This window comes from Bacillus silvicola, from assembly GCF_050524305.1.
Taxonomy (GTDB): Bacteria; Bacillota; Bacilli; order Bacillales; family Bacillaceae_G; genus Bacillus_A; species Bacillus_A cereus_AT.
Genome location: NZ_JBNGVC010000001.1, coordinates 785789 through 810623 on the forward strand (window position 1 = coordinate 785789; position 24835 = coordinate 810623).

Consider the following 24835-nt stretch of genomic DNA (forward strand, 5'->3'; position numbering starts at 1 on the left):
GTAACTGCCACTTTGTACGGTTATTTTCTTTCTTACCATTCAACCATTTCATTTCTCTGATTTTACACGGCTTGATCCACTAAAAGGCTCTGTGCGCTTCTACCCTAGATTGGATCCATATAAAAGCTTTTCAATTCTTCTACATGTTATCTAATAATCGAAAACAGACTGTCAAATACTTCATTCATCGTTGTAATAGCCTTAGAGTTTGCCACGAAGTATTTCTGGAAGGCCATTAAATTAACCATTTCCTCTTCCATATTGACGCCTTCTATACTCATTTTTTCTTGCTGAATACCTTCTAATAAATCTTTATGAATATTTCGATAAACATTCACCGCACTTTTATCAGAAGCTACACCAACTATAAATTGGTCTAACGCTTGTTTATAAGAAAGACCTTCTTTATAATCTCCATCTGTAATTCCTGCCAGTTTACTTGCTTTTTCAGCAGGAATTTTCATTTTTGAAACATCTTTTGCGAATTCAGGATTTAACTGAATATCTTTCGCATGATCTCCAACGAAGAAATCTTTTCCCATCACTGTATTCACTTGATTTTTCACAGAACTCATTAAGTCTTCAATATTTTTCTTATAACTAGCAATCTTCGCTATCGTATCTATTGCCGATTGAATTGCTCCACCCGTTAAAGGAATATCCGAGCCATAAATCGCAACAGTCATCGGTTCGTTCCCTTTATTTAATTGAAGTGGATATGTGTCTTGTCCATTTACTGTTAAAACGCCATTAATTCTAACATTCGAGATATTCGGATTTAAAGATTCATAAGACACTTCTATATTGGCATATTTAGACATCTCTGTAATAATGCGATCACGTTCATCAAATAGTTGATTAGGTACTTGTGTCCCTGCTTGTCCAATTTTTTTATTCGCTTCTGCTAAACTAGCCCCAAGACGATTAAATTCATTGACATGCGCTTCAATATCTTCTGTCGCCTGTACTTCCGCTGTATCTAAGTTTTTCGCAAGACGATTTACTTGACTTGTGAACTTTCCAGTCTCAGCAACTAATGTATCATAGTAGTTTGATTGTTCCGGATTTTTCGCAACTTCACGAAACGCATTAAAAAAACCATCCATTAAACTTGATAATGAATTTTTCCCTGTAGTTCCTACCATAGACTCTACTCGTGATAAAGTAGAATTCATATATGCGTAGTACGAGAACTGTGACAACTGATCATTAAATTGCTTCGTTTTCACTTCATCAGTAATTCGATCAACACCTAATGCTTGTACACCATAACCAATTCTCTGTCCTGGCGTATGACCGTTACTAGCTCCTGCAGAACCTAAATTCACGGCTTGACGCACATAACCAGGTGTATGAATGTTAGATAAGTTTTGTTTCGTCGTTTGTAATCCCATTTGAGCCGCTAGCATACCAGATAGCGGCGTATTATAATCAGATAACCTCATAATGCTTCACTTCTCCTTTACAATAGTTCATTCATAAAGATTTGCGAATTATTGTTTTTCTCCAAATTGTATTCAGAAACGGAATCTACAATAATCTCTATATTTTTTAATAGTACGTTTAAGTGATATTGATTTTTCAAAAGAACCATTTTTACATTTTTTTCTAATTCATTTAAACTTTTTTGTATTTCTTCCATTTTTTCAATTTCTTCCGGTGAAAAATAAGAAAATAGCGAACGCATACGCAATGGTTCAACTTTCTTTTCTTTACAAAACTGAACAACCATCTCCTCAAAAGAGCGAGATAATCCTTTTACACCTTCTATGTATTGTAATTGTTCCACTTGCAGCTTTTGAACTGCATTTATATTTTTATGTTTTAAATTCTCATATATTTGTTCTCCAAGCGTTTGAATATTTTCATATGCTTTTTGAATAATAACAAGCTTTTCATATAATTGTATGTACATATAGCTTCCTTCCCTTTTACAAAACTAAATTTACAATTAAACCATGAATTTCTCCAATTTGATTTAACATTTCTAAATGTCCTGTTTTCGTATTAATTAAATTCATAACATCTTCCAATTCATTTAATCCCACTTCAGCTTGTTTTACAATTGTCATTTTCTGCGAATATCCATAACGCGGATGACGAGACATAACGTCTTTATATTGCAGTAAGTTATCAACATAAAAATTCAAAAATGATTTCACAGTATTTTTGTATTCCATGATATTATCGAGCGTTAACTCTAATTCAATTTTCTCTTTAATTTCCCCAATATTATTAACTAACGCTTCCATTTGTTCTAACAATTTATCTTTTTTCGGATCTGCATGCAAATTATCCGAAAATGCAAGTCCTGTCCTGACATTTGCTTCTTTCGGTATTTGAGTAGCAGGCGGTATATGCGATAAATTCGGATTGTGCGAGACAGAACGTAGCATATATATCACCTATTTATTTTTTTATTTCTTTCAAAACTTAATCGTAAAATCCAGTTATTTATAATTATACTCTGAACACTCATATTTTGCAGTTATTTTTTATAGAAGATATGTTACAATTTAGCATGAGGTGGCACAAAACTATGAATATTTTTCTTTGTGGTTCAAATCAATTAACAGCATTAGATCAAGAAGAAATAAAAAAATTTTTAATTGACTATGCTCACAAACATAAAATTTGCATATTATGTTATAAATCTATTGAAAATGAAGTTCTTCATTTTTTCATTGAAAACGAAAGACTCGCTCAAAATTTATGCCTTTATACGCTACAACCGTTACATTTATTAACAGGCGAATTTCAAGAAGTCGTTACTTATTTAAAAAAACACGGAGCTGAATATATTGCTTTTGATCATCCTTCCAACTCCATTTATCGATCAGATTATATGTTTTTTGTAAAGCAAATCGTCGAAGATACTGATTTAGTTCTCTGTTTTTATAATGGGGATAAACATACGTCTGTCATTCCTATTGACATTGCAAACGAAGCAGGAATTGACGCCGTTATTTATGATTTACCAGGCTTACATGAAAAGCAGATGAAAAAAAGCTTTGAACAAAAAATTCGTATGATGTAAAGGGGGAGGAACAATATCGTTATTTTTCCTATTGTAAATATGAAAACTGAACAAGATTATAATCATTTTATTACAAGTTTTAAACAGCTATTTAATATGGATATCGCTTCCTATAAGCAAGATAGAATGCGCAGAAGAATCGATGCTTTCATTTCAAGAAAAGGTTTTGACAATTATACAAACTTTTTAAATAGTTTACGCACTGATCAAACATTATTTTTAAGTTTTATTGCCTACATTACGATTAATGTTTCAGAGTTTTTCAGAAACAAAGAACGCTGGCAAACGTTAGAAACGAAAGCTTTACCAAAACTACTTGAACAAAATAACGGTAAATTAAAAGTTTGGAGTGCTGCTTGCGCTGCCGGTGAAGAACCGTATACACTTTCTTTAATCTTATCGAAGCATCTAGCTCCGTTTCGTTATGAAATTCAAGCTACTGATCTTGATTATCATGTTTTAGAAACTGCGAAACGTGGTCAATATACAGAACGCTCTTTAAAAGAATTACCTATTGATTTAAAACAACGTCATTTCACAAAAGAAGATGATACATATATATTACATGAAAATATTAAACAGCAAGTCACATTTAAGCAACACGATTTATTAATGCAGGCATTTGATACGAACTACGATTTAATCATTTGTCGAAATGTAATGATTTATTTTACAGAAGAAGCAAGAATAAAGCTCTATGAAAAATTTAGTCGTTCTTTAAGAAAAGGCGGCGTACTATTCGTTGGTAGCACAGAACAAATTTTAACACCCGAACGCTACAACCTTCAGCGTTTTGATACATTTGTCTATGAAAAAATATAGCAAAAGGTCGTCATAATTGAAATGACGACCTTTTTTATTATAGAATACGAATCAATATGATACCTATAACCCATACAAAGAGAAATAGAGCTGTAACAGACCATTTAAATTATTAGCCCCACTCTTTATTACTCTTTAAAACTAAAAATAGTACAAATAATCCTGACATAATAGCAAACACATTAGAGGCTTGTACTCCCTGTTCACTTTTTTCTTCTTTTTTCTCTTGTCGTTCTTCTATTTTTTCTTTCTTTTTAGAAACGACTTGATTATCATTTTTGCTTTTTGTATCTTTATGAGCCTTCCCATTATTTACTTCCTTATTGTCTGTCAACGGCTCTTTTATAACATAGTTGATTTCCTCTTTCTCTTTCAACGGCTCTTTTATAACATAGTTTACTTTCTCGTCTTGCTTTGGTATTTGAACAACTGGAAGTTTTTCTTCCGGAAGCGGAGTCTCCATTTTCGAATCTTCCTGCTTCTCAGTTTCCTTCTTATCTTCTAGTTTATTTTGATTCGTATGTTCTTCTATATTTTCATCATCTTTCACTTTTGGTTCGATAATAGAAATGATATATTCACTCTCTGTCACAAGCTTGTTACCTGCCGCATCTGTTACTTCCACAATAAGTTGATGCTGACCAATAGGTAATGCTTCTGTTATTTCAATTATTTTCTGCCAATCCATGTCGTGTTTATTATAGTCTAATAAAAATGTAATATCGGTACTTTCTTCTTTTCCCTTTAATATAACCCGCACTTCTTTAACAACCGATTCTATATCTATCGTCTTTACTCGTATATGAACAGATTCTTCCTTTTTCCGTTCAATAAAATTCTCGTTCGCCTCATCAATAGTAACCTTCTCTAACTTCGGTAATTCTTTATCTATAGTGGGTGTTTCATTATTTATTCGAATGAGCGGAACATTTAATTCATTCTCTACTACTTCTTCCTTCTCATCTCCTTTATAGCTTTCAACGAACTGAAGATTCCAATCACCTTGCAAATCATATATTCCGACTTTGTAATTGGCGACCCATCGTTTCGTTTCTTCTTCATACTCGAAAGATATTACTCTTTCCTGCCTGTACTGCACACCATTTTGTTGTAATTGCAATACACCTTTTACACTTTTAATATTTTTTTCATTTGGCTCTACAGTAATTCGCAGTTTTTCGCCAACCTTTAATTCCTGCTTATTAACTGTAATGGTTCCTCGGTCTGTTTCTTTCTTTCTTCTCGTTGTTCTTTCTCATTCTCTATTGCTTTTCTTTCATCTTCAACCGGGGGCATTTCCGTTCGTTCTGGCTGTTCCCGATTTTCTATATGTTGCTCCTCTTTCTCATTCAATTCACTTATATTTTGCTCTTGTCCAATTACTTCTTCCGCTTGCCCTTGCAATGGGAAGAAAGTACATATATATATAAATAGCAAACTCACTAGAAAAAACTTTACATTTTTCATCTATTTGTTCAAACCCCTATAGCGATTTCGTCACTTTTACTCCGAAAAACCCATCTACATTTACAAGCTCTCCATACGCAACCAATACGTCGTTCACATAAATTTGAATCGGTTCATCAATATCTTCATCCAGTACGACCGCTTCGTTTTCTTGTAGACTTAAAATATCTTGAATTGTCCTCACTGTACTTCCAAATACAAATTTAACATTCATTTCTACATTTTGTAGAATAGATGCATCCATATACACTGGCTCTACCTGTTTAACTTCTTGATATTCCATCGGCTGTATGACTGGTGCAGGAATTCCTTCCTCTTCAATAACTTCTTCAACTATTTCTTCTTGCTCTTCCACCATCGGATAAAGAAGTCGTCTAACCATTTCTTTTGCTTCTGCAATTGGTAGTATTTGATACATCTTTGACTGAAGAAGGTCACCAAATTCAATGTTAAACGTAATTTGAACAAGCTCGTCCACTTCCATCGCTTCTCCCCAATACTCCATTTCTTCTTTTAACGAAACAAATTTAACATCTGGTGGTGTCATATCCATCTTTTCTTTAAATATTTCTGACATTGCTGTTGCAGCATGCCCCATCATTTGGTTCATGATTTCTTTAATACCACTTAACTCTAATTCACCTAGTTCCTTCTCCGGATCAATTTCACCCGTTCCCATCATCATTAAATCTACCATCGTTAAAGCAACGTCTTTTGTAAACACGAATACGTTCTCATTCTTTAATCCTTCAACAAAATCGACATTTAATATAACAAAAGGAATTGGTACTCCATCATAATGACGAACATTAATTGCCTCTACATTTGGTGTACTAATAGAGACTGGTTTGTTTAAAAGCGTTGATAGTACTGTTGAAGCTGATCCAATCGAAATATTCGCAATTTCCCCAAGTACATCTTTCTCTTCTTGTGTTAACTGCTCTTTCTCAATCTGTTCTTCTACAACCTCAGCTTCCATAATTTCCGCTTGCTTTTCTATTCCTTCTTCCACACCACCAGATAATTGTAATAATTTTTTTATCATTTGTTTCGCATGTTCAACTGAAACAATTTGCACAAGTTTAGAATCTACAAGATTATCTATTTTTAATTCAAACGATACTTTAATAATTACGTTACTTCCATCAATACCAGAGATTTTCTCCATCTCTTCCTGAAGTCTCACAACTTTAATTGTAGGTGGTGACATATCCACTGTATCCTGGAAGAACTCTGACATAGATGTTGCTGCGAATCCCATCATTTGATTCATTGCTTCTTGTACTGCACTTAGCTCTAGTTCACCGAGCTCTTTCCCTTCTTCAACTACCCCTGTTCCCATCATCATTAAATCAGCAATAGATAAAGCGACGTCTTGCTTTAAAACAAGAAGATTTTCCATATCTAATCCTTTTGTGAAATGAATATTTAATACAACATGCGGAATTTCAACATCACTTGTATCATATAAATCCACCAATTCTATATGAGGAGTAGTAATACTTACTTGCCTATTCAAGATGGTTGATAATACCGTCGAAGCTGAACCAAATGATATATTTGCAATCTCGCCAAGAATATCGCACTCTTGAGGCGTTAAATGCTCATTTTCTTTCTCTAGTACAATAGTGCTCGTATCCCCTTTTGTGTGTTGCTCAGGCATTTTCCCTGCCTCCTCATTTCTGTTTTTCTTTTATGATATAAACTTTCGATTACACTCGTTTTTTTACCAAACTTATTAGCCACATTGTGAACATGTATTTATTTCCACAACATTTGTAAACGGCTGTTGTCACACACTTAATTAACAGTTCTAACTAAAAAGCTCCCCAATCGTATACAAGTAGGGAGCTTCCTTCATTCCTATTATAAACCTTCTGGGTTTAAAATGAGGACCACTCGTCCATCACCGAGAATTGTCGCACCCGAGAAATAGTTAGAACTCTCTGCAAAGAAGTCACCTAATGACTTTAAGACTATTTCTCTTTGTCCGATAATCGTGTTGACAATAAGTCCATAGCTGCGATATGAATTGCGAACAATTAATACTGGAACCATTTGACTATCATATGATGCAAACGCATGACCTTCTGTTTCCTCACCAAATACAGTGCTTAAATGTTTCACTTCAATAATTTGATTGCGATAATTTAAAACATCTTTTCCTTGTAACGATTGAATGTCTTCCTTTTGAATTCGAATCGCTTCGACTATATTACCAAGGGGGAACGCATAACGCGTATCATTTGTTTGAACAAGCATTGATTGAATAATTGACAAAGTTAATGGAAGTTCAATTCTGAATGTACTTCCTTTTCCTTCCTCAGAATCAATAATTAAATGCCCACCTAAACTATGAATTGTATGTTTAACAACATCTAATCCAACACCACGTCCAGAAAGATCCGACACAACTTCCGCTGTACTAAACCCCGGTTGGAAAATAAGATCATACACTTCACGATCCGTTAATTTATTTGCCTCTGTTTCTGTTATAACACCATTTTTAATCGCTTTTTCTAATACTTTCTCTTTATAGATACCGTTTCCATCATCAGTAATTTGAATTACGACATGATTCCCACTATGGAACGCTTCTAATTTAATAGTACCTGTTTCGTTTTTTCCAGCATCACGGCGTTTTTCAACTGTCTCAACCCCATGATCAATTGCATTGCGAATTAAATGAACAAGCGGATCACCAATTTCATCGATAACAATTTTATCAACTTCAGTACCTTCACCTGTAATTTGTAAATCTATTTTTTTTCCTAAATCTTTCGCTAACATGCGCACCATACGCGGGAAACGGTTGAAAATTGTTTCGATTGGTACCATACGCATATTTAATAGTACATTTTGAATATCTTTTGAAATATCCCCTAATCGATTTAAATGCTCGATTAACTCTTTATTTTGAATTGTTTCTGCTAATTCATCAATTCGTCCTCGCTCAATTACACTTTCTTCAAACATATTCATTAATCTTTCGATTTTTTCTAACTGAACACGAATAGAACGATTCTCTACTTTAGCATTTTTCGTTTTTGTAGTACTTTTCGTTAACGTATTGCTTACTTGTTGAGTTGGTAGCTCTAAAGGTGACTCCAACTGTGCAGTTTCAACCTGCTGAAACGCTTCTTCCACGGGTACGGCTTCTTGTACTACTATTTCTTGCGCTTTATGTTTCCCTTGTTTCACTTCTACTTTCTCAATTTCAGAAACGTGAAGAACTACTTGTTTCAACTCTTCAACACTACGATCCGTATTCATATATACTGTAAACTCAAATCCAAAAGCGTCTGCTTCAATTTCTTCAATGCTCGGAACCGTTTTTTGTATTTCCCCTAATTTTTGTAACGCTTCCAAACACATAATGGCACGTACAGCCTTTAAAATAGCTTGTTTTTCAACTGTTATGTGCACTTCATGCGAAACTGTATCATTGTTGTTTTTACTACCTTGCTCTGCATTTTCCATAGAGGCGTCTGCATTTCCATTCAATAATGCTTCTAATTTAAATTTCGTTGATATGACATCTATATTACCTATTCCGCCTTGCTGCACATCTGCAACCATCTTTTCCAAATTATCAATGCATTCAAAAATAACATCAATAATATTAACATTGACCATCATATTACCATGACGAATTTCGTCTAAAACACTTTCCATCTTATGCGTTAAATCCGCCATTTCTGTAAATTCCATACTCGCAGACATACCTTTAAATGTATGAGCTGAGCGGAATATTTCTCCTACGACTTCCATATCGGCAGGATTCCGTTCTAAATTTAGCACATTTTCATTTAGCGACTGTAAATGTTCTTCTGCTTCTTCAAAAAATATATTTAATAGATCTGTTTGCATTTTAATCCCCTATCTGTCTAACAAACATTTCATTTATGTATAACGATTTAGTGTTTTAAAAAATAAAGAAGGGACCACATACCTATCTACTATCATTGTTTTGATTCCTTGTGGCACCCCTTCTATATTAGCTGTTTGCTACTTTTGTTAAAGCTTCGATTACACGATCCGCTTGGAATGGCTTTACAATAAAGTCTTTTGCCCCGCCTTTAATTGCATCTAATACCATACCTTGTTGTCCCATCGCGGAACAAATGACAACCTTTGCACTCGAATCAATTTTCATAATTTCTTTTAATGCTTCAAGTCCGTCCATTTCAGGCATCGTAATATCTAGTGTTACAATATCAGGTCGAAGCTCTTTATACTTTTGGATTGCTTCTACCCCATTTTCTGCTTCACCGATAACCTCAAATTCAGAATTACTTTTCAACAAGTTTTTAATCATTGTTCGCATGAACATCGCATCATCTACAACTAAAATTTTATGTGCCATTCTTTTCGGTTCTCTCCTTACTATGTATAAAAATATCTTAATATTTCACCTTATCATTCTCACTCATTATACAAAATAAAACGATAAAATTTAATATTTTTTTAAAAGAAATTCCGTATTTTTATTATTTTATTACTAAAATAGAAATATATTATTCCTTAATATATTACAACGTGGCGGTTCTTCTCCCAATTTTGTGGTGAATCATTTGGCGCTACTGGTTTTGTGTCTGCATATCATACCGATGCTAACCTTTTATCATCCACATTATATACTTCAATTAAATGATGAATCATATTAGCTGCACACGCCGAAGATAATTCCCAGTTGGAAGGGAATTTTTCATTATGAATCGGTCTACTGTCTATATGTCCTTCCACAACAATTGGATTTGGTACCGATTGGAAGAACCCTACTAATTGACTAATTACTTCTTTCGTTTCCGGCTTAGCATTCGCATCACCCTTATCGAATATTAAATTGTCTACTATAACGATGCTAACACCTGTATCTTCTCGGTATACATTCACTTGACTAACACCATTATTATCCACATATACTTTTAACTTTTTATACAATTCATCCATGTGCTTTTTTGAAACTGCTTTTTCATCATTTTTTCCATGTGAAATTTATCTAATAATGTTGCGCCTTTTCTTAACTCATACACTTCAGTTTCAACATCTTTCATTAACACTTTTTTTAATTCCGCTTCATCATAGCCGCTTAACATTAAACGAATTCCCTTTTGAATAAAAAGATTGTCTACTTGCTCTCCATCAACTTCTAATGAAAGTAACCCATATTTTTTCGACTTTTTTTGAAAAATCAACAAACAAATCAGTTAACTGTTCTAAATCTTCTTCTCTTCTATGTAAAACAATAAAAATACTTTTCATATATTTTTTTATTTCTCCAAATCTATATACCACAACGATTGTCGCTGTTATCCCCCCTACGACAATTAAAATAGATGAGACATCTAAGAAGTTTTTAAAACCTTTTATTCCACCGCGCCAAACATGATTGCCGCTATTACAATCACAAAACCTACTATAATACCAATTGGGCTAGAAATATCAAACTTCCTTTTTTTCTTTGTGGTCTAGCTAATACTTGATTTTCGTCTCCCATATTCCTGCCCTTTCTTTTCATTTTTATAAAATATTTTTTCATTTTAATAATGCGTTTTTACATATAATATTCATTATTCGTTTATAATCTATCTATCGCAATACAACAATATAATTGACACATTTCATTTCTATACTAGAATTATAATATAGCAATGTGAGGAGGATTCCTATGGAACATAATATTTTACAGGTCATTGCATTAGCAGAAAAACTAAAATACGAAATGCGACACAGTTGGCTTTCAAACGGACGTCAAGAAAGTGTTGCAGAGCATACTTGGCGTATGTCCTTAATGGCTATCTTAGTTGAGCCTTATTTGGATCAAAAAGTAAACATAGAAAAATTACTTAAGATGGTCATAATTCACGATCTTGTTGAAGCAGAAGCCGGTGATATCCCCGCCTTTGATACGATGAATAGCCGTGAATTACAATTACAAAAACAAAAAAACGAACAAGAGGCTATTTTAAATATTAAACGTACACTAGAAGGTTCTCTTGGCGAAGAATTATACGATTTATGGATGGAATTCGAAGCGAAAGAAACGTATGAAGCAAAAGTTGCTAACGCGCTTGATAAACTTGAAGTGAAAATTCAGCATAACGAAGCTGATATTGATACTTGGCTACCAATTGAGCATAAAATGACTTTCCAAGTTGGTAAACATACAGATTTTGACTCTTTCTTATCTAAATTACAAAAAATCATTGAACAAGACGGAGAAAAAAAATTACTCGCTGCTGGCATTGACGTTGAAGCATGCAAGCAGTAACCATTTAATTATGAACTAAGACACTCATTTCGAGTGTCTTAGTTCATAATTGTTGATATTGCCTGCTTATAAATAAGTTGTTGTTTTCCATCTACTAACATTAATACTGTAAATCTATCTACTCCAGCTACTTCCCCTACTATTCTTACTCCGCTCTTTAAGAATATAGTAACTGCACCTTTTTCTTCTTTTATTTGTTTATACAACTCTTCTTGTAAATGTTCCAATAACTGTTCTCTCCTTTATCAGTAAATAATCCTAATATAAAAAATTAAAGATTAATCACTTACATACTTTGTCTTTTATATTCATAAACTTATTAATTAGTATATCTAAATCTCGACTAAATAACAAAACTTTATCATGATCTAATCCATGCCTAGCAACAAGTTGAATTAACTCTTTCTTTTTGTGTTCTATTTTATTGTGTAATTGTCCCATCTCCATCTCTACACTAAAACTCCCTTTTCCCATAATATTACTTGTAAAATTATAGTACATTTTTACCGATAAAAAAATAAAAAAATGGTTTTTTTTACAAATTTTATATTTATGAAAAGAAATTTTAATGTAATTGTAAGCTACATCCACCTATTATACCTTTCCATATTGTTTTACCCTTTTCAAAAAGTGCTATGAAACTAAGTGTATGCCATATCTAAATTAGCTCACAGGCTCTTGTCTAATTAAAAGTAAGACTTGCTCCTTTTCCAAATAAAAAACATATCTTATAAAGTAATCCATTAGTTATATAGATTAATTTCCTAAAAAGGAGGAAAAAACATGAGCTTTGGTGGTAGTTGCGCTGGTTTCGGCGGTGGATTTGCTTTACTCATCGTACTATTCATCCTTCTAATCATTATCGGATGTAGCTGTTGGGGTGGCGGCGGAGGGTTTTAAATATAATACGTATCCTTTTCGCTAAACTCTAAATGAATGAAATATGTTAACTAAAAACTATACGAAAACAGCTCATATTTGAGCTGTTTTTTCATACTTTCGTATGAATTTATGTCCATCTTTTTTGTGATTTCAACTAACAAGAAATCGTTTACTATGGAATAAGAAACATTTTTACTAAGGAGGATTATAATGATTAAAGGTCTTTATGAAGCACATTTACCTGTCTGTAATTTAGAAATTTCGATACCTTTTTATGAATCACTGGGGCTAAAATTATATAAAAGAGACAAAGATATCGCCTTCTTTTGGATTGTAGAAAATGAAAGTTGGATTGGCCTTTGGGAAGGAGAAGAATACAAAGTTACTTATCATCCATCTTTACGACATATCGCTTTCCAAGTAAGCTTACACGATTTAGAAGACGCGATACACTGGCTCAAACAGAAAGGAATTCCAGCGCGAAAAGACTTTGGAATGGAGCCAATTGAGCCAATCGTTTTTCCAGAATTAGCACATGCCTCCGTATATTTTAACGATCCTGATGGAAATAGCTTAGAATTCATTGCACAATTACCTGTTGGACTACATAAAGCAGAGAAAATGTATTTAAGTGAATGGAAAAAGCATGTACAAACATCGCCAATAGATAGGGAGTAATTTTTATGTCAGTGCAATCAGTTTCTTATTCCACACTGCTTAAATCAAATAAAAACTTCAAAAAACTATTTTATGGTCAAATGTTAAGCGTACTTGGAGATTGGTTTCATACTGTAGCTTTATTAACATTTGTCTATAGCATAACAGAATCTCCATTTATGATGGCGCTCACTTTTATGAGTAAAGGATTACCTCAACTCCTTCTTAGCCCATTCATAGGCGGAATTGTAGACCGTTTTTCGAAAAAAAAGATTATGATTTTCACCGATATTTTACGAGGAATTATCGTCCTCACTTATTTATTAGCGATCTATAAAATCGAGATTATTTTCATTTCTAATATATGTTTATCAGTACTTTCTTGCTTATTTGAGCCCGCTAAGCAATCAACTCTAAAGAATATCGTAAACCAAAATCATTTAGTAACCGCTAACTCTCTTTCTAGTACAATTAATGGTTTTATGTCTATTATGGGGGCTTCTTTAGGTGGGATTATCGCACAAGCTTTAAGTATTGAGGTCGCTTTTTTAATGAACAGCCTATCATACTTTATTTCAGCCTTTATTATTCATAGAATGAAGATCCCTTCTCGTAATACTTTTAGCACGAAAAAAGCGTTTTTCACTGATATAAAAGATGGTTATACATACATAATGCAGCAAAAAATCATCTTAACTTTAATTCTTGTCGGAATTTCATGGGGCATTATTGGAGGGGCTTATCAGCTACTTCTAACAATCTATGCCGAAAGAATTTTCCACTCTAACATTGGAATTTTATATACAGTTCAAGGAGCTGGGCTTATGATTGGTAGTCTTCTCGTTAACTTATATATATCTAAAAATGAAGAAAAAATGAAAAGAGCATTTGGTTGGGCCTACTTACTACAAGGAATTTTCTTTCTCGGATTCATTTTATCTAATCAACTTATTATCGGTATCATTACATTGCTCTGCATGCGCATAGCAGGAGGAATCATCGTTCCACTGGATACGACATTACTTCAAACTTACACGCACGAAAATATGATGGGTAAAGTTTTTTCATTTCATTATTCTATTTATGGTTCACTTATACAGTTATCTATGTTCATTACTGGATGGCTATTAGAAATCCTTTCTCCTCAAATTATTGGTAGTTTACTAGCTATATGCTGTATTTTTGTTAGTTTTATATGGCTTTACCTGTTTTATTGCGGGAAACTTAGTGAAGAATCTACTATCACTTAATAGCATGTCTATGTACATGCTATTTTTATTTATGTCGAAATACAGAGAAAAAAGGAGATTTATTTTCCTTACGTTCTAATTTTTTAGAATGTACAATAAATTTAGATTATAAGAAAGGAGATGCCATAATGTTTGATGATAGACTTACTATTTCAGCTGAGCAGCAGAAGCTCATTTCCAATGCAACTCGTATTCAAATTCTTCACCTTTTAAAAGACGAAGTACTCACTGCAAAACAAGTAGCTACTAAACTAAATAAAACTGCTGGCAGCGTACATTATCACGTTCAAATTTTATATGATGGAGGGTTACTTGAATTAGTAGACACGAAGGAAAAACGCGGAATTATTGAAAAATATTATAAAGCAAAAGCGGCTCATTTCTATATTGAAGAAAGTGGCACAGAAGGAACGAATACAGGTAGCCATATTGTATCTCATCTATTTTTAACTCCGGAGGAATTACAACAGCTTACTTGGGAGATTACACAAGTTTTATTACGTTGGGAAAACAAAACCGCTCGTCAATCAAACTCTGAAGAGGAATACGCTATTTCCTGCAGGATTAAAAAACAATGAAAGAAAGGGCCATTTGTTTATGAAAAATAAATTATTATTATTGTCGGGAACAGGAATTTCTCGTTTAGGTGATTTTATGTATCTCATCGCTCTAAACTTAATGGTGTTAAATAGTACAAACTCCCCTGCTGCTGTAGCAGGATTATGGATTGTTGGCCCAATTGCCACCGTTGTTACAAAAATATGGTCTGGTAGCATAGTAGATCGATTAAACAAACGGTCCATTATGCTCATCACAGATATCATTCGTGCAGCTCTCATTGGCTGTATTCCACTATTTGATTCTATTTGGGCCATTTATATTTTTATCTTTTTAACTCGCATTGCTACATCATTTTTCGATCCAGCTTCATTTACTTATAAAACAATGCTCATACGAGCTGAAGAACGCGCTCAATTCAACGCTTGGAATAACTTTTGTACGAGCGGGGCTTTTATTATCGGTCCAGCTCTTGCTGGAATACTTCTCACCACGTACTCAGCAACCTTTGTTATTTACTGCAACTCACTTTCCTTTCTACTTTCTACCATTCTCATTTACTACTTGCCTAACATTACATTACAAACAAAGCAAAACGAAGAGGTTGCAAATACTTTCGTACAAACATTACGAAGTGATTGGAAACAAGTCTTTTCATTCGCTCGAACGGAAACTTACATAATTCTCATATTCGTTTTATTTCAAGCGACTATGCTTGTTTCTATGGCACTCGATTCACAAGAAGTTGTATTCACAAATCAAGTACTGCTTTTGTCCGACATGGAATATAGCATGCTTGTTAGTATAACTGGTGCCGCTTACGTTTCCGGTTCATTTCTTGTCTCTCTCCTTGCCAAACGATTACCAATTCAACATTGTATCGGATTCGGTATGATCTTCACAGCAATAGGTTATGTAATTTTCGCCTTTTCAAATTCATTTATCGTCGCGGCAGCTGGTTTCATTTTACTTGGCATTTCTTCATCATTTGCAGGTACTGGCTTTATCACATTTTATCAAAATAACATTCCTGTACATATGATAGGACGTATCGATAGCGTGTTTGATTCCATAAAAAATTTCATCCAAATCTTTTTCGTTTTAGCAATTGGGGCATCCGCACAATTTCTTTCCGTTCAAATTACTGTAATAAGTAGCTCATTACTCATTCTTTTCCTTTCCTGTTTATTAGCAATCCGGGTAATGACTCCTTCACGAGAAAAATATTTTAGAGCTACAGGATCATCATTAGAATATTAACTGCAACATAAAAAGCGGCTTTTTGGCCGCTTTTTACATTAAATATTTTAAAAATAAAAGACCGGATGTTACTATGACTAGAACATTGAAATAAATCATCCAGCCTTTCTCAAAATCTTTATATTTCTCTTCTTTTACTCCATGCTGTCTTAATTTCATAATAATCATAGCTAGTTCTTGTTCGTGCTCTATACTTCCAAATTGGATATATTTTTTATTATATTTAATCCCGTATACGTTTTTCATTTTTTTATGTTGTGAAATTGCTTGAATATCTTCTATTAACATACTGTATTCATTTACCTTTTTAAAATAACAATCTAATCCTTTCATCAGCAACCTTTTATTTGTTAAAACGATATAATAGTAAAAAGTTGCACCTACAGTATAAATATTCGGTATTACTTTTGTATTTACCATGCATCCCTCTCCTACTAACAGTTCATTCTCAATTTCTTCATTTTCTTGTAACTCTTCGCGAATTGACTCTTCAAGCATTTGTAAAGTTAATTTTTTTAGCAGTTCACCATTTCTTACATAGTACTTATCTATATTTATAGAAGCATCCGCCTCTTTCTCTAAACGTGTAATTTCTTCCTCTGAATATTGGAGCTCATTTAACATCGATAATAATCTTTTATCCATATTACACACTCCCTTTCCACAGTTTTTGAAGTTTTTTCTTCCCACGAGAAATTCGATTGTATATATAATCCGCCGTTACTTTTAATTCTTTCGCAATATCGTCAATGGAATGTCCATCAATATACCTCTTTAAAAAAATATATCGATCTTTCTTATTTAAATCTTGAACTATTTCCATAATTTCTTCTTCTTGTTCTATTTCATACCTATCATGGACACCTGTATCTATTTCTACGTCTTTATCGATTGTATTCTCTTTATATACTTTCTTTTTATATTCCAATGCCTTCAATTTAGTAATACCAATCATCCAAGATTTTAAGTTTCCCTTTTCTGTATCAAATTGGTCGATATTAAACCAAATGACAGTAAATACATCGTTATAACAATCATCCACATATTGTTTTTCAATAGGGGTACTTAATGATTTATGAATAATGTACAAAATTAATTTTCCATATTGATCAATCACTTCTTTCAAAGCATCTTGATCATGTTTTTTCATAGCTATAATTAAATCCTCTTCAGAATTGAAAATCATAAGCATCTTCCTTCCTCAGTTCCTCTTTAGCAGCTGCTTTTACTTACTATTGGCATTTCATTCTCATTTTCTATCACTTTTGTAAAAATTTATTAATTTTTATTTCTACGTATATGATAACAAACAAAATACCTAAGTTCAGAAAGAATCGACAGCTTTCTAAACTTAGGTATTAATATAAAGCTATTCACTTAAACTAAAGTTTCATCGCAAAGTCCCGTTATATTTTTAAAGTATTGTAAGTTCTCATTCACTTCAAATTCATTAAATAAATGAAGCTGCCTCACTATTTCAACTGCAAATTCAACATATGCAGACCCTACCGCTGTAATAACCTTACCATCCACAGTTACATCTTTCTTTTGTTTATATTTCCATTCATGTAGATCTGCTAAGTGTTCTTCATCTGGAGTTAATGATGTTGAGAATTTCTTCTTATTAAGTACGCCTGCTGCATGTAGTAAAGATGTCCCTGCACAAATACCCGCTATCCATTTATTTCGCTTATGTAATTTGTTCACGATAGATAACAACTTTTCATTTTCTAAATGATCAAAAATATGTCCTCCTGGTACAATAAACACTTCGTAATCCACTACTTCAATATTCTCTATAGAGACATGTGGTTGACACAAAAATCCGCCTTCTCCTGTAACTGTTTTTCCGTCTACCGTTGCTGTTATTATTTCGAACTCCTTACTTGTCAAAAATAAACTCGCTATATTCACTTCAAATTCTGCAAAGCCATCAAATAAAAAGATTAAAGCTTTTTTCATATTATCGCCTCCCTCTATACCAATTCGAAAACAATCACATTTCTCCTCCAAAAAAGACAAACCCGCATCACAGGTTTGCCTTTTTACTCATTTCTTATTTAATCCTTTTTCATTTAAAAACTCTTTCATATGCATTCTTTTCTCTTTGGACATAAATGAACTCATTGATTCTGTCCATGTTACGTTTTTTTGATTTAACGATCTTTCTTTGTAATACGCACTCATCGTTTCATCGTATTCGTTTAATAATTCAGCATATTTCGTTTCATCATATCCATTTTCATGAAGAATGGCCGCTACCGGTAAACGTGGTTTAACTCCATGTTCTTCATCTGGCACACCGACTGTCATTCCAAACACAGGATATACTTTATCCGGTAAATGAAGCAATTCACTCACTTCTCTCGGGTTATTACGAATTCCACCAATATAACAAATACCGTATCCTAATGATTCAGCTGCAAGTGCTAAGTTTTGTGCAAAAAGTGAAGCATCTACCGTCGCAACGATAAAGTCTTCCACTCCTTCATGTTTTATCTCTGTACCATGTTTTTCACACGCCATTTCAAGTCGTTTTAAGTCTGCACAACAAACAAAGAATGCTGCGCAGTCTTTCACATGACGATTCCCGGATAATTCAGCTAGTTTACTCTTTAGTTCCTGATCTGTTACATATATAACAGAATACGCCTGTACAAAATGTGAGGAAGCCGCATGTTGTGCAGCTTGCACCATTCTTTCTACTACCTCTTTTGAAATTGGTTCTTCTTTATATTTACGAACTGAAACGTGTTGCTCCATTTTATGTATCATCTCACTCATAAAAATCACTCCTTTTTTCTCTTCATAATGAAAAATTAACACATCTTTTTCAATATTCACAACTTATAAGCATAAAAAGAGCAATTCTTTTTGAATTGCTCTTTTTTTACAGTATCTTTTATTATGGTAAATGAAATTATATTAGCGACAATTTCAATATATTAACCTATCGCTAAATAACTTCGGATTAATATGCTGTTATACAATTCTTGTTACGCTGCTTTCAAAACTTTAATTCCTTTAACGATATTCCAAATGAAATAATAAATCCCTACTAAAATAAACACTGCATACGTTATAACCATCCCAATTCCAACGCTCTCAGACTGATTGAAACTTAAACCGTATACCCCTGATAATGCTAATCCTCCAAATAAAATTGCGTATGGAAAAACATGTGACCAAAATGCTTTTTTTGCATGATGTTTTACTTCGTCTTCCGCAACGAAGTAAACGATAATTGGCAGTAAAAACGGTGCAAAAAAGATACTAAAGTAACATAGCGAAGATAAAATATTATTCCCTTTCATCCGATTCACCTCTAAAGTTTTTTGTTACCTTCATTATGTCAGGAAACCACTTTAGAAACTATCGCTTTACCTTTCATTAAGATGACAGTTTTGTAAGATTTTCCTCAAAATAAATCCCGCCTCGAATTTCGGGCGGGATTACTTTTACTATATTCGATTCATAAACCAATATTGCGTAATCGCTAAATATTCTCGAACGTTCGATTGAATAATAATTGGTTTCGGTGTTTTCGCCGGAAGACCTTCTAATATCAATCCTTGTTTTTCTGCAATCTTTTTCGCTCGGAACATATGAAAATCGTTCGTTACAATCATCCCTTTTTTCAGATGTTCAGGGATAAGAGGTTTTGAAAATTTAATATTCTCATCTGTGCTCGTCGAACGGTCTTCCATTATAATGCGGTCTTCTGCAATATTTTGTTTCATTAATCCTTGTTTCATCGCTAATGCTTCTGTAATATCTTCACCTTTTCCTTGGCCTCCAGATACGATAGCAATTGTTTTCTCATGTGATTTTAAATACTCAGCTGCTTTATCAATACGATATTGCAATGAATAAGAAGGTTTTATTCCATTTACTTTCGATCCTAGTACAATTATATAATCCGCATCGTAGGTGGCATTCATATGCCCATGCTTATAGATGTTATATTGTAAAAACCCCGCATACACGGCGAAGATCATTATAACAACTAAAATGTACTTAATTATTTTCTTCTTTCTCATATCCATATACTCCTATTCCCTTTACTTCCTTCATCATAATATCCATTTATTTGTTTGTATACAGCCAAATTCCAATTCACCCTAATTCATCCTATAAAAGGTAATATTTATACTACTTTCGGGAATAGTAAGTACAACTTCGCACGAAGGAGTGTCCCTATTGCTTCTCTTTTTATTTAATGTATCGTTCTTTTTCATCTTATTTTTACTATCACTTAAGCTACTTGGTAAATCTGCATTGGCACAACTAACTCCTCATGATTTTGGGGCTATTATCTTTTTATCTTATTTAGCTTTTCAAGCCATACCAGTCGCTGGTGCTTTACAAGCATTTCTCGGTATGGTTGTTATTACATGTTTGCATTTACTACTTACAAAATTAAGCTTACTCAACAAACTAAATCGTTTTATTCTCGGACACCCCATTATTTTAATTAAACATGGTGATATTATTTTTGAGAATTTACAAAAAAGTAGATATCCAATACCCGAATTGCTTTCTAACCTTCGCGTCGCCGGATATCCAAGTGTTCATGAAATTGAATATGCAATTTTAGAATCCAATGGATCTATAAGTATTTTGCCAAAGAGAGAACTCGTACCATTGACTCCAAAAGATATGAATATAGATGTTAAGTATGCAGGGTTACCAATTGCTCTTATCGTTGATTCACAAATTCAATACGATAACTTAAAGTTAATCCATAAAAACGAAAAGTGGTTACATGCAGAGTTAAAGGAGAAAGGCGTTACAAATATTAAAAACGTGGCTTTTGCGTCTGTTCAAGAAACGGATGGGTCTTTTGCGATTAGTTTAAAAGAATGAAAAAAATCCCCTTACTTGCTCAAGGGGATTTTCTTCACTATATTGCTTCTTTCTTTCCTGCCATATTTAACGGAACAGGATGTTTCATACGATTCATCGTAAATACGATAATTGCTGTCAATACTTCCGCAACTGGCATAACGAGCCAAATTCCGTTTATTCCAAATATCTTTGGCATAATCCATAACAACGGAATAATAAATAGTAACCCTCGGCTCATTATAATAAGTACCGATTTTTTCGTTTGTCGCACTGATTGGAAGTACTCTCCATACACAATGTTGTAGCCTAAAAATACGTATTGGATAAAGAACAAGCTAATACCTGTTAACGTTAACTCCAATAGATCTGGCGATTGGACATCAAATAGACCAATGATATATTTCCCGAAGAATAATCCGACAATTATCGCAATGCCTCCGAGTACAACCGCAATTTTCACAGCAAACTGTAATCCTTCACGCAATCTTTCTGATAAATTTGCACCGTAATGGAAACTTGCGATTGGTTGTAATGCTGCTCCAACACCGAAGAATAATAGTAATGTCATCGCATGAATGCTATTCACCATCGCATAGGAAGCGACTCCTACTTCTCCTGCATATTGAACGAATGCGATGTTAAAACCAATCGTTACGATTGCTACTGTACTTTCTGCTGTAAAACTCGGGAAACCAATCACCATAATTTGTTTAATCGTATCCCATTCAAAATGGAATTTCGTCCATTTTAAAATACTACTTTTTCTAAAGAAGTGAGATAATAATACGAGGAAACCAATCGCTGCTGAAAGAATAGTCGCTGAAGCAGCACCTGTTACGCCCCATCCAAAGATGAAAATAAAGATATAATCAAATACTATATTTAATACAGCCGTGACAACAAGACCCGCCATTGCTAAATTAGGATTTCCGTCATTTCGTATAAATGTACTTAAAATATTTTCTAACACGTATATCATTCCAAATGTTAATAACACGTGTAAATAGTCTAACGCATACGGTAAAATCACTTCATTTGCACCGAATAAGTATGCTAAATCTTCTATTCTCCATACGCAAATAGCCGCTAAAACGCCTACGATAATAACTGCTACTGTCATAGATTGCGTAAAAATAGACCTTGCTCTTTCAAGTTTATTTTCGCCTAGTGCAATCGAATATAATGTTGCTCCACCCATTCCAATCCATAATGAAATGGAGAAGAAAATCGAAAATGCTGGAATAGCCACGTTTACTCCTGCTAAACCGTTCGCTCCAACTCCCCTACTAATCATGACCGCATCAATCACAATATTAACTGACATTAATACCATTCCGAGAACTGCTGGTATTAAATATGAAATAAATAAACTTTTTATCGGTTTTTCTCTTAATTTTTCTGTTGCTTCCATACTAATATGCTCCTTTTTTCAACGCTCTGTTCACAGTTTAAACCTTCAAGTAACTTGAAGGTCAAGAGAGAATTGAAAAATATATAAGCCTATTTTTTATTTGTCTTTTTAATAACAGGTATTTGAATTTCCGTTACTTGCTCCTCCGGATTTTCTGTTACGGACCAATCAATTAATGCAAGTTCCAGTGCATCTCCGCACACTTCATATCCTTCGTTATCAATGTGCCTTAATAATTCCATATACGTTGTGTCTGTTTCTTCATATGGTCCATGGTGATAAGAACAAGCAAATATCCCTTCTTTTATTTCATCTGAAGTATGTACTTGAAAAGGCATGTAATCTAAAAGAATAAACACACTGTTATATGCTTGAAACTCATTTTGCATTAATGCTTTTTTTGAGACTGTTACACCGATATCTCCTGAAAATAAACTATTATCGATTTGCTTCATATTTTTTTGCAATGAATGGATATAATACTCAAACATATCATCCGTTGTATTAGGCGCAACTGCAATTGCTGTAATTTTTCGTTTCGGTATCTTTTTATAAATAATTTGATTCGCTTCAGATTTCGTCGCTTTCTTCATTAAATGGATTTTATGCTCCATTTTTGCCAAAGCATACTCAATTTCTCTTTGCTTCTTTAACATCATTTCTTGTTGCTTTTCAAGTAAATTAAGCGCATAAGATGGATTCCGCTCATCAATATATTTCTTAATTTCCTTTAACGGAATATTTAACTGTCGTAAAAATTTAATCGTATCTAACAGTGAAAACTGATCAATTGTGTAATAACGATAATTCGTTTGCGGATCGACAATAGACGGATGAAAAATTCCTTTTTCATCATAATACCTTAATGTAGATTCCGCGATATTATGCATTTTTGCCATTTCTCCAATTGTAAAGCGTTTATTTATTAACATATTCCATTCTCCAATTCATTAAAAATGTATCCTTATTTCTTCTTATTATATATTGATTCCCTCCATATCTAAATCGAATCCCATCATGAAAATCTGCTATTTTTTCATTGATTTTTTATAAATTTTATTATATATTGATTACAGGTTCAAATTACGAGTTCAAAAGAACTTGTAATCAGACCCTTTGTTTAATGGGTTTTACATATTTTCATTAGGCAAATTCCGAGAAATCGTTTAATAAAAATACAAAGTGATAAGGAGAGGATCAAATGGAATTCGAATTTTTCTTTCAAATTGCACTTATTTTATTAAGTACAAAGCTTGCTGGTGACCTTAGTGTTAGATTAGGTCAACCTTCTGTACTCGGTAAATTAATTGTCGGTATCGTTATCGGTCCAGCTGTATTAGGTTGGATTGAAAACTCAGAACTTCTAACACAATTAAGTAATGTTGGTGTTATTCTTTTAATGTTTATGGCTGGACTTGAAACAGACTTAGAAGAATTAAATGCAAATCGTAACTCTTCTTTAGCAGTTGCACTCGGAGGTATCATTCTTCCATTCGTAGGTGGTTATGTTTCCGGTCTTGTTATGGGAATGGAACAAGGGAACGCTGTATTTTTAGGATTACTTCTATGTGCGACAAGTGTTAGTATTTCCGTTCAAACACTTCGCGATTTAGGTAAGATGAAAACACGTGAAAGTACAACGATGCTTGGAGCAGCTGTATTTGATGACATTCTTGTCGTTATTTTATTAGCATTCGCAATGAGCTTCTTAGGTACAGACGATGTTAACTTAACAATGGTTATCTTGAAGAAAGTTGTATTCTTCGCCTCTATTATTTTAATCGGATGGAAAGGTGTTCCAGCGATTATGCGTTGGTTATCACCACTACGCGTATCTGAGTCTATCGTGAGCGCGGCTCTTATTATCTGTTTCTCATTCGCATATTTCGGCGAATTATTAGGAATTGCTGGTATTATCGGTGCTTTCGCAGCTGGTATCGCAATTTCTCAAACGAACTACAAACATGAAGTAGAAAAGAAAGTAGAACCAATCGCTTACGCAATGTTCGTACCAGTATTCTTCGTAAGTATCGGTATGAATATTACATTTGATGGTATTGGTAATCAAATTTGGTTCATCTTAGCATTAACAGTTATCGCTGTATTAACGAAACTAATCGGTTGTGGATTTGGTGCACGCATGACTGGATTTGATGCAAAGTCTTCTGCAATTATCGGTGCTGGTATGGTCTCTCGTGGTGAGGTTGCACTTATCATCGCAGGTACAGGACTTTCTTCTGGACTATTAGCACAAGATTACTTTACAGCTATCGTTATTGTCGTTATTTTAACTACAATGATTACACCACCAATGTTAAAATACACTTTTGGTGCAAAAGATAAAGCAATGAAAGCAAGTAAATAAGTTT

General features: G+C 33.5%; 26 protein-coding genes and 3 pseudogenes. 10 read left to right on the forward strand and 19 right to left on the reverse strand.

Annotated features, from left to right (window positions below; translation table 11 throughout):
* Positions 1-146 precede the first annotated feature (146 nt).
* Genes flgK through ACP6L7_RS04075 form a run of 3 tightly spaced genes read right to left on the reverse strand, consistent with a single transcriptional unit; the run spans position 147 to position 2396 of the window.
* Positions 147-1445 (reverse strand): flagellar hook-associated protein FlgK, encoded by a 1299-nt coding sequence (gene flgK, locus ACP6L7_RS04065; protein ID WP_097831651.1) that lies wholly within the window; start codon positions 1443-1445, stop codon positions 147-149.
* A 17-nt stretch (positions 1446-1462) separates the two neighbouring features.
* Positions 1463-1915: a hypothetical protein gene (locus ACP6L7_RS04070; RefSeq protein WP_097831652.1), complete on the reverse strand. Its 453-nt coding sequence runs from the start codon at positions 1913-1915 to the stop codon at positions 1463-1465.
* A 16-nt stretch (positions 1916-1931) separates the two neighbouring features.
* Positions 1932-2396: a YaaR family protein gene (locus ACP6L7_RS04075; protein ID WP_097831653.1), complete on the reverse strand. Its 465-nt coding sequence runs from the start codon at positions 2394-2396 to the stop codon at positions 1932-1934.
* 143 nt (positions 2397-2539) lie between these two features.
* On the opposite strand from ACP6L7_RS04075, the gene ACP6L7_RS04080 reads away from it, so the two are divergent.
* Positions 2540-3037, forward strand: a complete 498-nt coding sequence (locus ACP6L7_RS04080; RefSeq protein ID WP_430528894.1) for a flagellar motor switch protein FliG — start codon at positions 2540-2542, stop codon at positions 3035-3037.
* 39 nt (positions 3038-3076) lie between these two features.
* Positions 3077-3859 (forward strand): CheR family methyltransferase, encoded by a 783-nt coding sequence (locus ACP6L7_RS04085; protein ID WP_097831655.1) that lies wholly within the window; start codon positions 3077-3079, stop codon positions 3857-3859.
* A gap of 112 nt (positions 3860-3971) precedes the next feature.
* On the opposite strand, the pseudogene ACP6L7_RS04090 reads toward ACP6L7_RS04085, so the two are convergent.
* The 6 genes and pseudogenes from ACP6L7_RS04090 to ACP6L7_RS04115 form a co-directional block, all read right to left on the reverse strand.
* A pseudogene (locus tag ACP6L7_RS04090) lies at positions 3972-5326 on the reverse strand (transglycosylase).
* Between the two features lie 16 nt (positions 5327-5342).
* Positions 5343-6989, reverse strand: a complete 1647-nt coding sequence (locus ACP6L7_RS04095) for a flagellar motor switch protein (RefSeq protein WP_097831656.1) — start codon at positions 6987-6989, stop codon at positions 5343-5345.
* A 203-nt stretch (positions 6990-7192) separates the two neighbouring features.
* Complete coding sequence (locus ACP6L7_RS04100) at positions 7193-9196, reverse strand: chemotaxis protein CheA (protein ID WP_097831657.1); 2004 nt, start codon at positions 9194-9196, stop codon at positions 7193-7195.
* A 127-nt stretch (positions 9197-9323) separates the two neighbouring features.
* Positions 9324-9692 carry a response regulator gene (locus tag ACP6L7_RS04105; RefSeq protein ID WP_071770096.1) on the reverse strand — a complete coding sequence of 123 codons (369 nt, stop codon included), beginning with the start codon at positions 9690-9692 and terminating at the stop codon, positions 9324-9326.
* 158 nt (positions 9693-9850) lie between these two features.
* Positions 9851-10324 (reverse strand): annotated as a pseudogene (locus ACP6L7_RS04110) (OmpA family protein); the annotation flags it as partial.
* Positions 10324-10826 (reverse strand): annotated as a pseudogene (locus ACP6L7_RS04115) (MotA/TolQ/ExbB proton channel family protein); the annotation flags it as partial. The pseudogenes ACP6L7_RS04110 and ACP6L7_RS04115, both read right to left, overlap by 1 nt.
* 171 nt (positions 10827-10997) lie before the next feature.
* Here ACP6L7_RS04115 and ACP6L7_RS04120 point away from each other — a divergent pair.
* Entirely contained in the window at positions 10998-11600 is a 603-nt protein-coding gene (locus ACP6L7_RS04120; RefSeq protein ID WP_000400778.1) for an HD domain-containing protein, read from the forward strand.
* 38 nt (positions 11601-11638) lie between these two features.
* On the opposite strand, the gene hfq is transcribed toward ACP6L7_RS04120, so the two are convergent.
* Together hfq and ACP6L7_RS04130 are read right to left on the reverse strand one after the other, a co-directional pair.
* Positions 11639-11827 carry an RNA chaperone Hfq gene (hfq, locus tag ACP6L7_RS04125; RefSeq protein WP_097831658.1) on the reverse strand — a complete coding sequence of 63 codons (189 nt, stop codon included), beginning with the start codon at positions 11825-11827 and terminating at the stop codon, positions 11639-11641.
* A 55-nt stretch (positions 11828-11882) separates the two neighbouring features.
* Positions 11883-12101: an aspartyl-phosphate phosphatase Spo0E family protein gene (locus ACP6L7_RS04130; protein ID WP_097831851.1), complete on the reverse strand. Its 219-nt coding sequence runs from the start codon at positions 12099-12101 to the stop codon at positions 11883-11885.
* A gap of 282 nt (positions 12102-12383) precedes the next feature.
* On the opposite strand from ACP6L7_RS04130, the gene ACP6L7_RS04135 reads away from it, so the two are divergent.
* The 5 genes from ACP6L7_RS04135 (at position 12384) to ACP6L7_RS04155 (ending at position 16207) form a co-directional block, all read left to right on the forward strand.
* Entirely contained in the window at positions 12384-12500 is a 117-nt protein-coding gene (locus ACP6L7_RS04135; protein WP_000007805.1) for a YjcZ family sporulation protein, read from the forward strand.
* 192 nt (positions 12501-12692) lie between these two features.
* Positions 12693-13160, forward strand: a complete 468-nt coding sequence (locus ACP6L7_RS04140; RefSeq protein WP_071770098.1) for a VOC family protein — start codon at positions 12693-12695, stop codon at positions 13158-13160.
* 5 nt (positions 13161-13165) lie between these two features.
* Positions 13166-14389, forward strand: coding sequence for an MFS transporter (locus tag ACP6L7_RS04145; RefSeq protein WP_097831659.1), 1224 nt, complete (start codon positions 13166-13168; stop codon positions 14387-14389).
* 128 nt (positions 14390-14517) lie between these two features.
* On the forward strand, positions 14518-14967 hold the full coding sequence (locus ACP6L7_RS04150; protein WP_097831660.1) for an ArsR/SmtB family transcription factor: 450 nt from the start codon (positions 14518-14520) through the stop codon (positions 14965-14967).
* 19 nt (positions 14968-14986) lie between these two features.
* Positions 14987-16207 (forward strand): MFS transporter, encoded by a 1221-nt coding sequence (locus tag ACP6L7_RS04155; RefSeq protein ID WP_097831661.1) that lies wholly within the window; start codon positions 14987-14989, stop codon positions 16205-16207.
* Positions 16208-16240: 33 nt separating this feature from the next.
* Here ACP6L7_RS04155 and ACP6L7_RS04160 read toward each other — a convergent pair whose 3' ends face one another.
* From ACP6L7_RS04160 to ACP6L7_RS04185, 6 genes are all read right to left on the reverse strand, one after another.
* Positions 16241-16852, reverse strand: a complete 612-nt coding sequence (locus ACP6L7_RS04160; RefSeq protein WP_097831662.1) for a flagellar motor switch protein FliG — start codon at positions 16850-16852, stop codon at positions 16241-16243.
* Position 16853: 1 nt separating this feature from the next.
* The gene (locus tag ACP6L7_RS04165; protein WP_141533347.1) at positions 16854-17399 is read right to left on the reverse strand and encodes a sigma-70 family RNA polymerase sigma factor; all 546 of its coding nucleotides are present in this window, start codon (positions 17397-17399) and stop codon (positions 16854-16856) included.
* A gap of 185 nt (positions 17400-17584) precedes the next feature.
* Positions 17585-18169 (reverse strand): DJ-1/PfpI family protein, encoded by a 585-nt coding sequence (locus tag ACP6L7_RS04170; RefSeq protein WP_097831664.1) that lies wholly within the window; start codon positions 18167-18169, stop codon positions 17585-17587.
* Positions 18170-18256: 87 nt separating this feature from the next.
* Entirely contained in the window at positions 18257-18991 is a 735-nt protein-coding gene (nfsA, locus tag ACP6L7_RS04175; protein ID WP_097831665.1) for an oxygen-insensitive NADPH nitroreductase, read from the reverse strand.
* Positions 18992-19203: 212 nt separating this feature from the next.
* Positions 19204-19521 carry a magnetosome magnetite crystal formation protein family gene (locus ACP6L7_RS04180; protein WP_078181280.1) on the reverse strand — a complete coding sequence of 106 codons (318 nt, stop codon included), beginning with the start codon at positions 19519-19521 and terminating at the stop codon, positions 19204-19206.
* A 147-nt stretch (positions 19522-19668) separates the two neighbouring features.
* Positions 19669-20247 (reverse strand): YdcF family protein, encoded by a 579-nt coding sequence (locus ACP6L7_RS04185; protein WP_097831666.1) that lies wholly within the window; start codon positions 20245-20247, stop codon positions 19669-19671.
* 160 nt (positions 20248-20407) lie between these two features.
* Between ACP6L7_RS04185 and ACP6L7_RS04190 the strand changes: the two genes are divergently transcribed.
* Positions 20408-21073 carry a DUF421 domain-containing protein gene (locus ACP6L7_RS04190; protein WP_071770104.1) on the forward strand — a complete coding sequence of 222 codons (666 nt, stop codon included), beginning with the start codon at positions 20408-20410 and terminating at the stop codon, positions 21071-21073.
* Between the two features lie 37 nt (positions 21074-21110).
* On the opposite strand, the gene ACP6L7_RS04195 is transcribed toward ACP6L7_RS04190, so the two are convergent.
* Entirely contained in the window at positions 21111-22466 is a 1356-nt protein-coding gene (locus ACP6L7_RS04195) for an MATE family efflux transporter (RefSeq protein WP_097831667.1), read from the reverse strand.
* Between the two features lie 89 nt (positions 22467-22555).
* Positions 22556-23398, reverse strand: a complete 843-nt coding sequence (locus ACP6L7_RS04200) for a MerR family transcriptional regulator (protein ID WP_097831668.1) — start codon at positions 23396-23398, stop codon at positions 22556-22558.
* 269 nt (positions 23399-23667) lie between these two features.
* Between ACP6L7_RS04200 and ACP6L7_RS04205 the strand changes: the two genes are divergently transcribed.
* On the forward strand, positions 23668-24831 hold the full coding sequence (locus ACP6L7_RS04205) for a cation:proton antiporter (protein ID WP_000393901.1): 1164 nt from the start codon (positions 23668-23670) through the stop codon (positions 24829-24831).
* Positions 24832-24835: the final 4 nt, after the last annotated feature.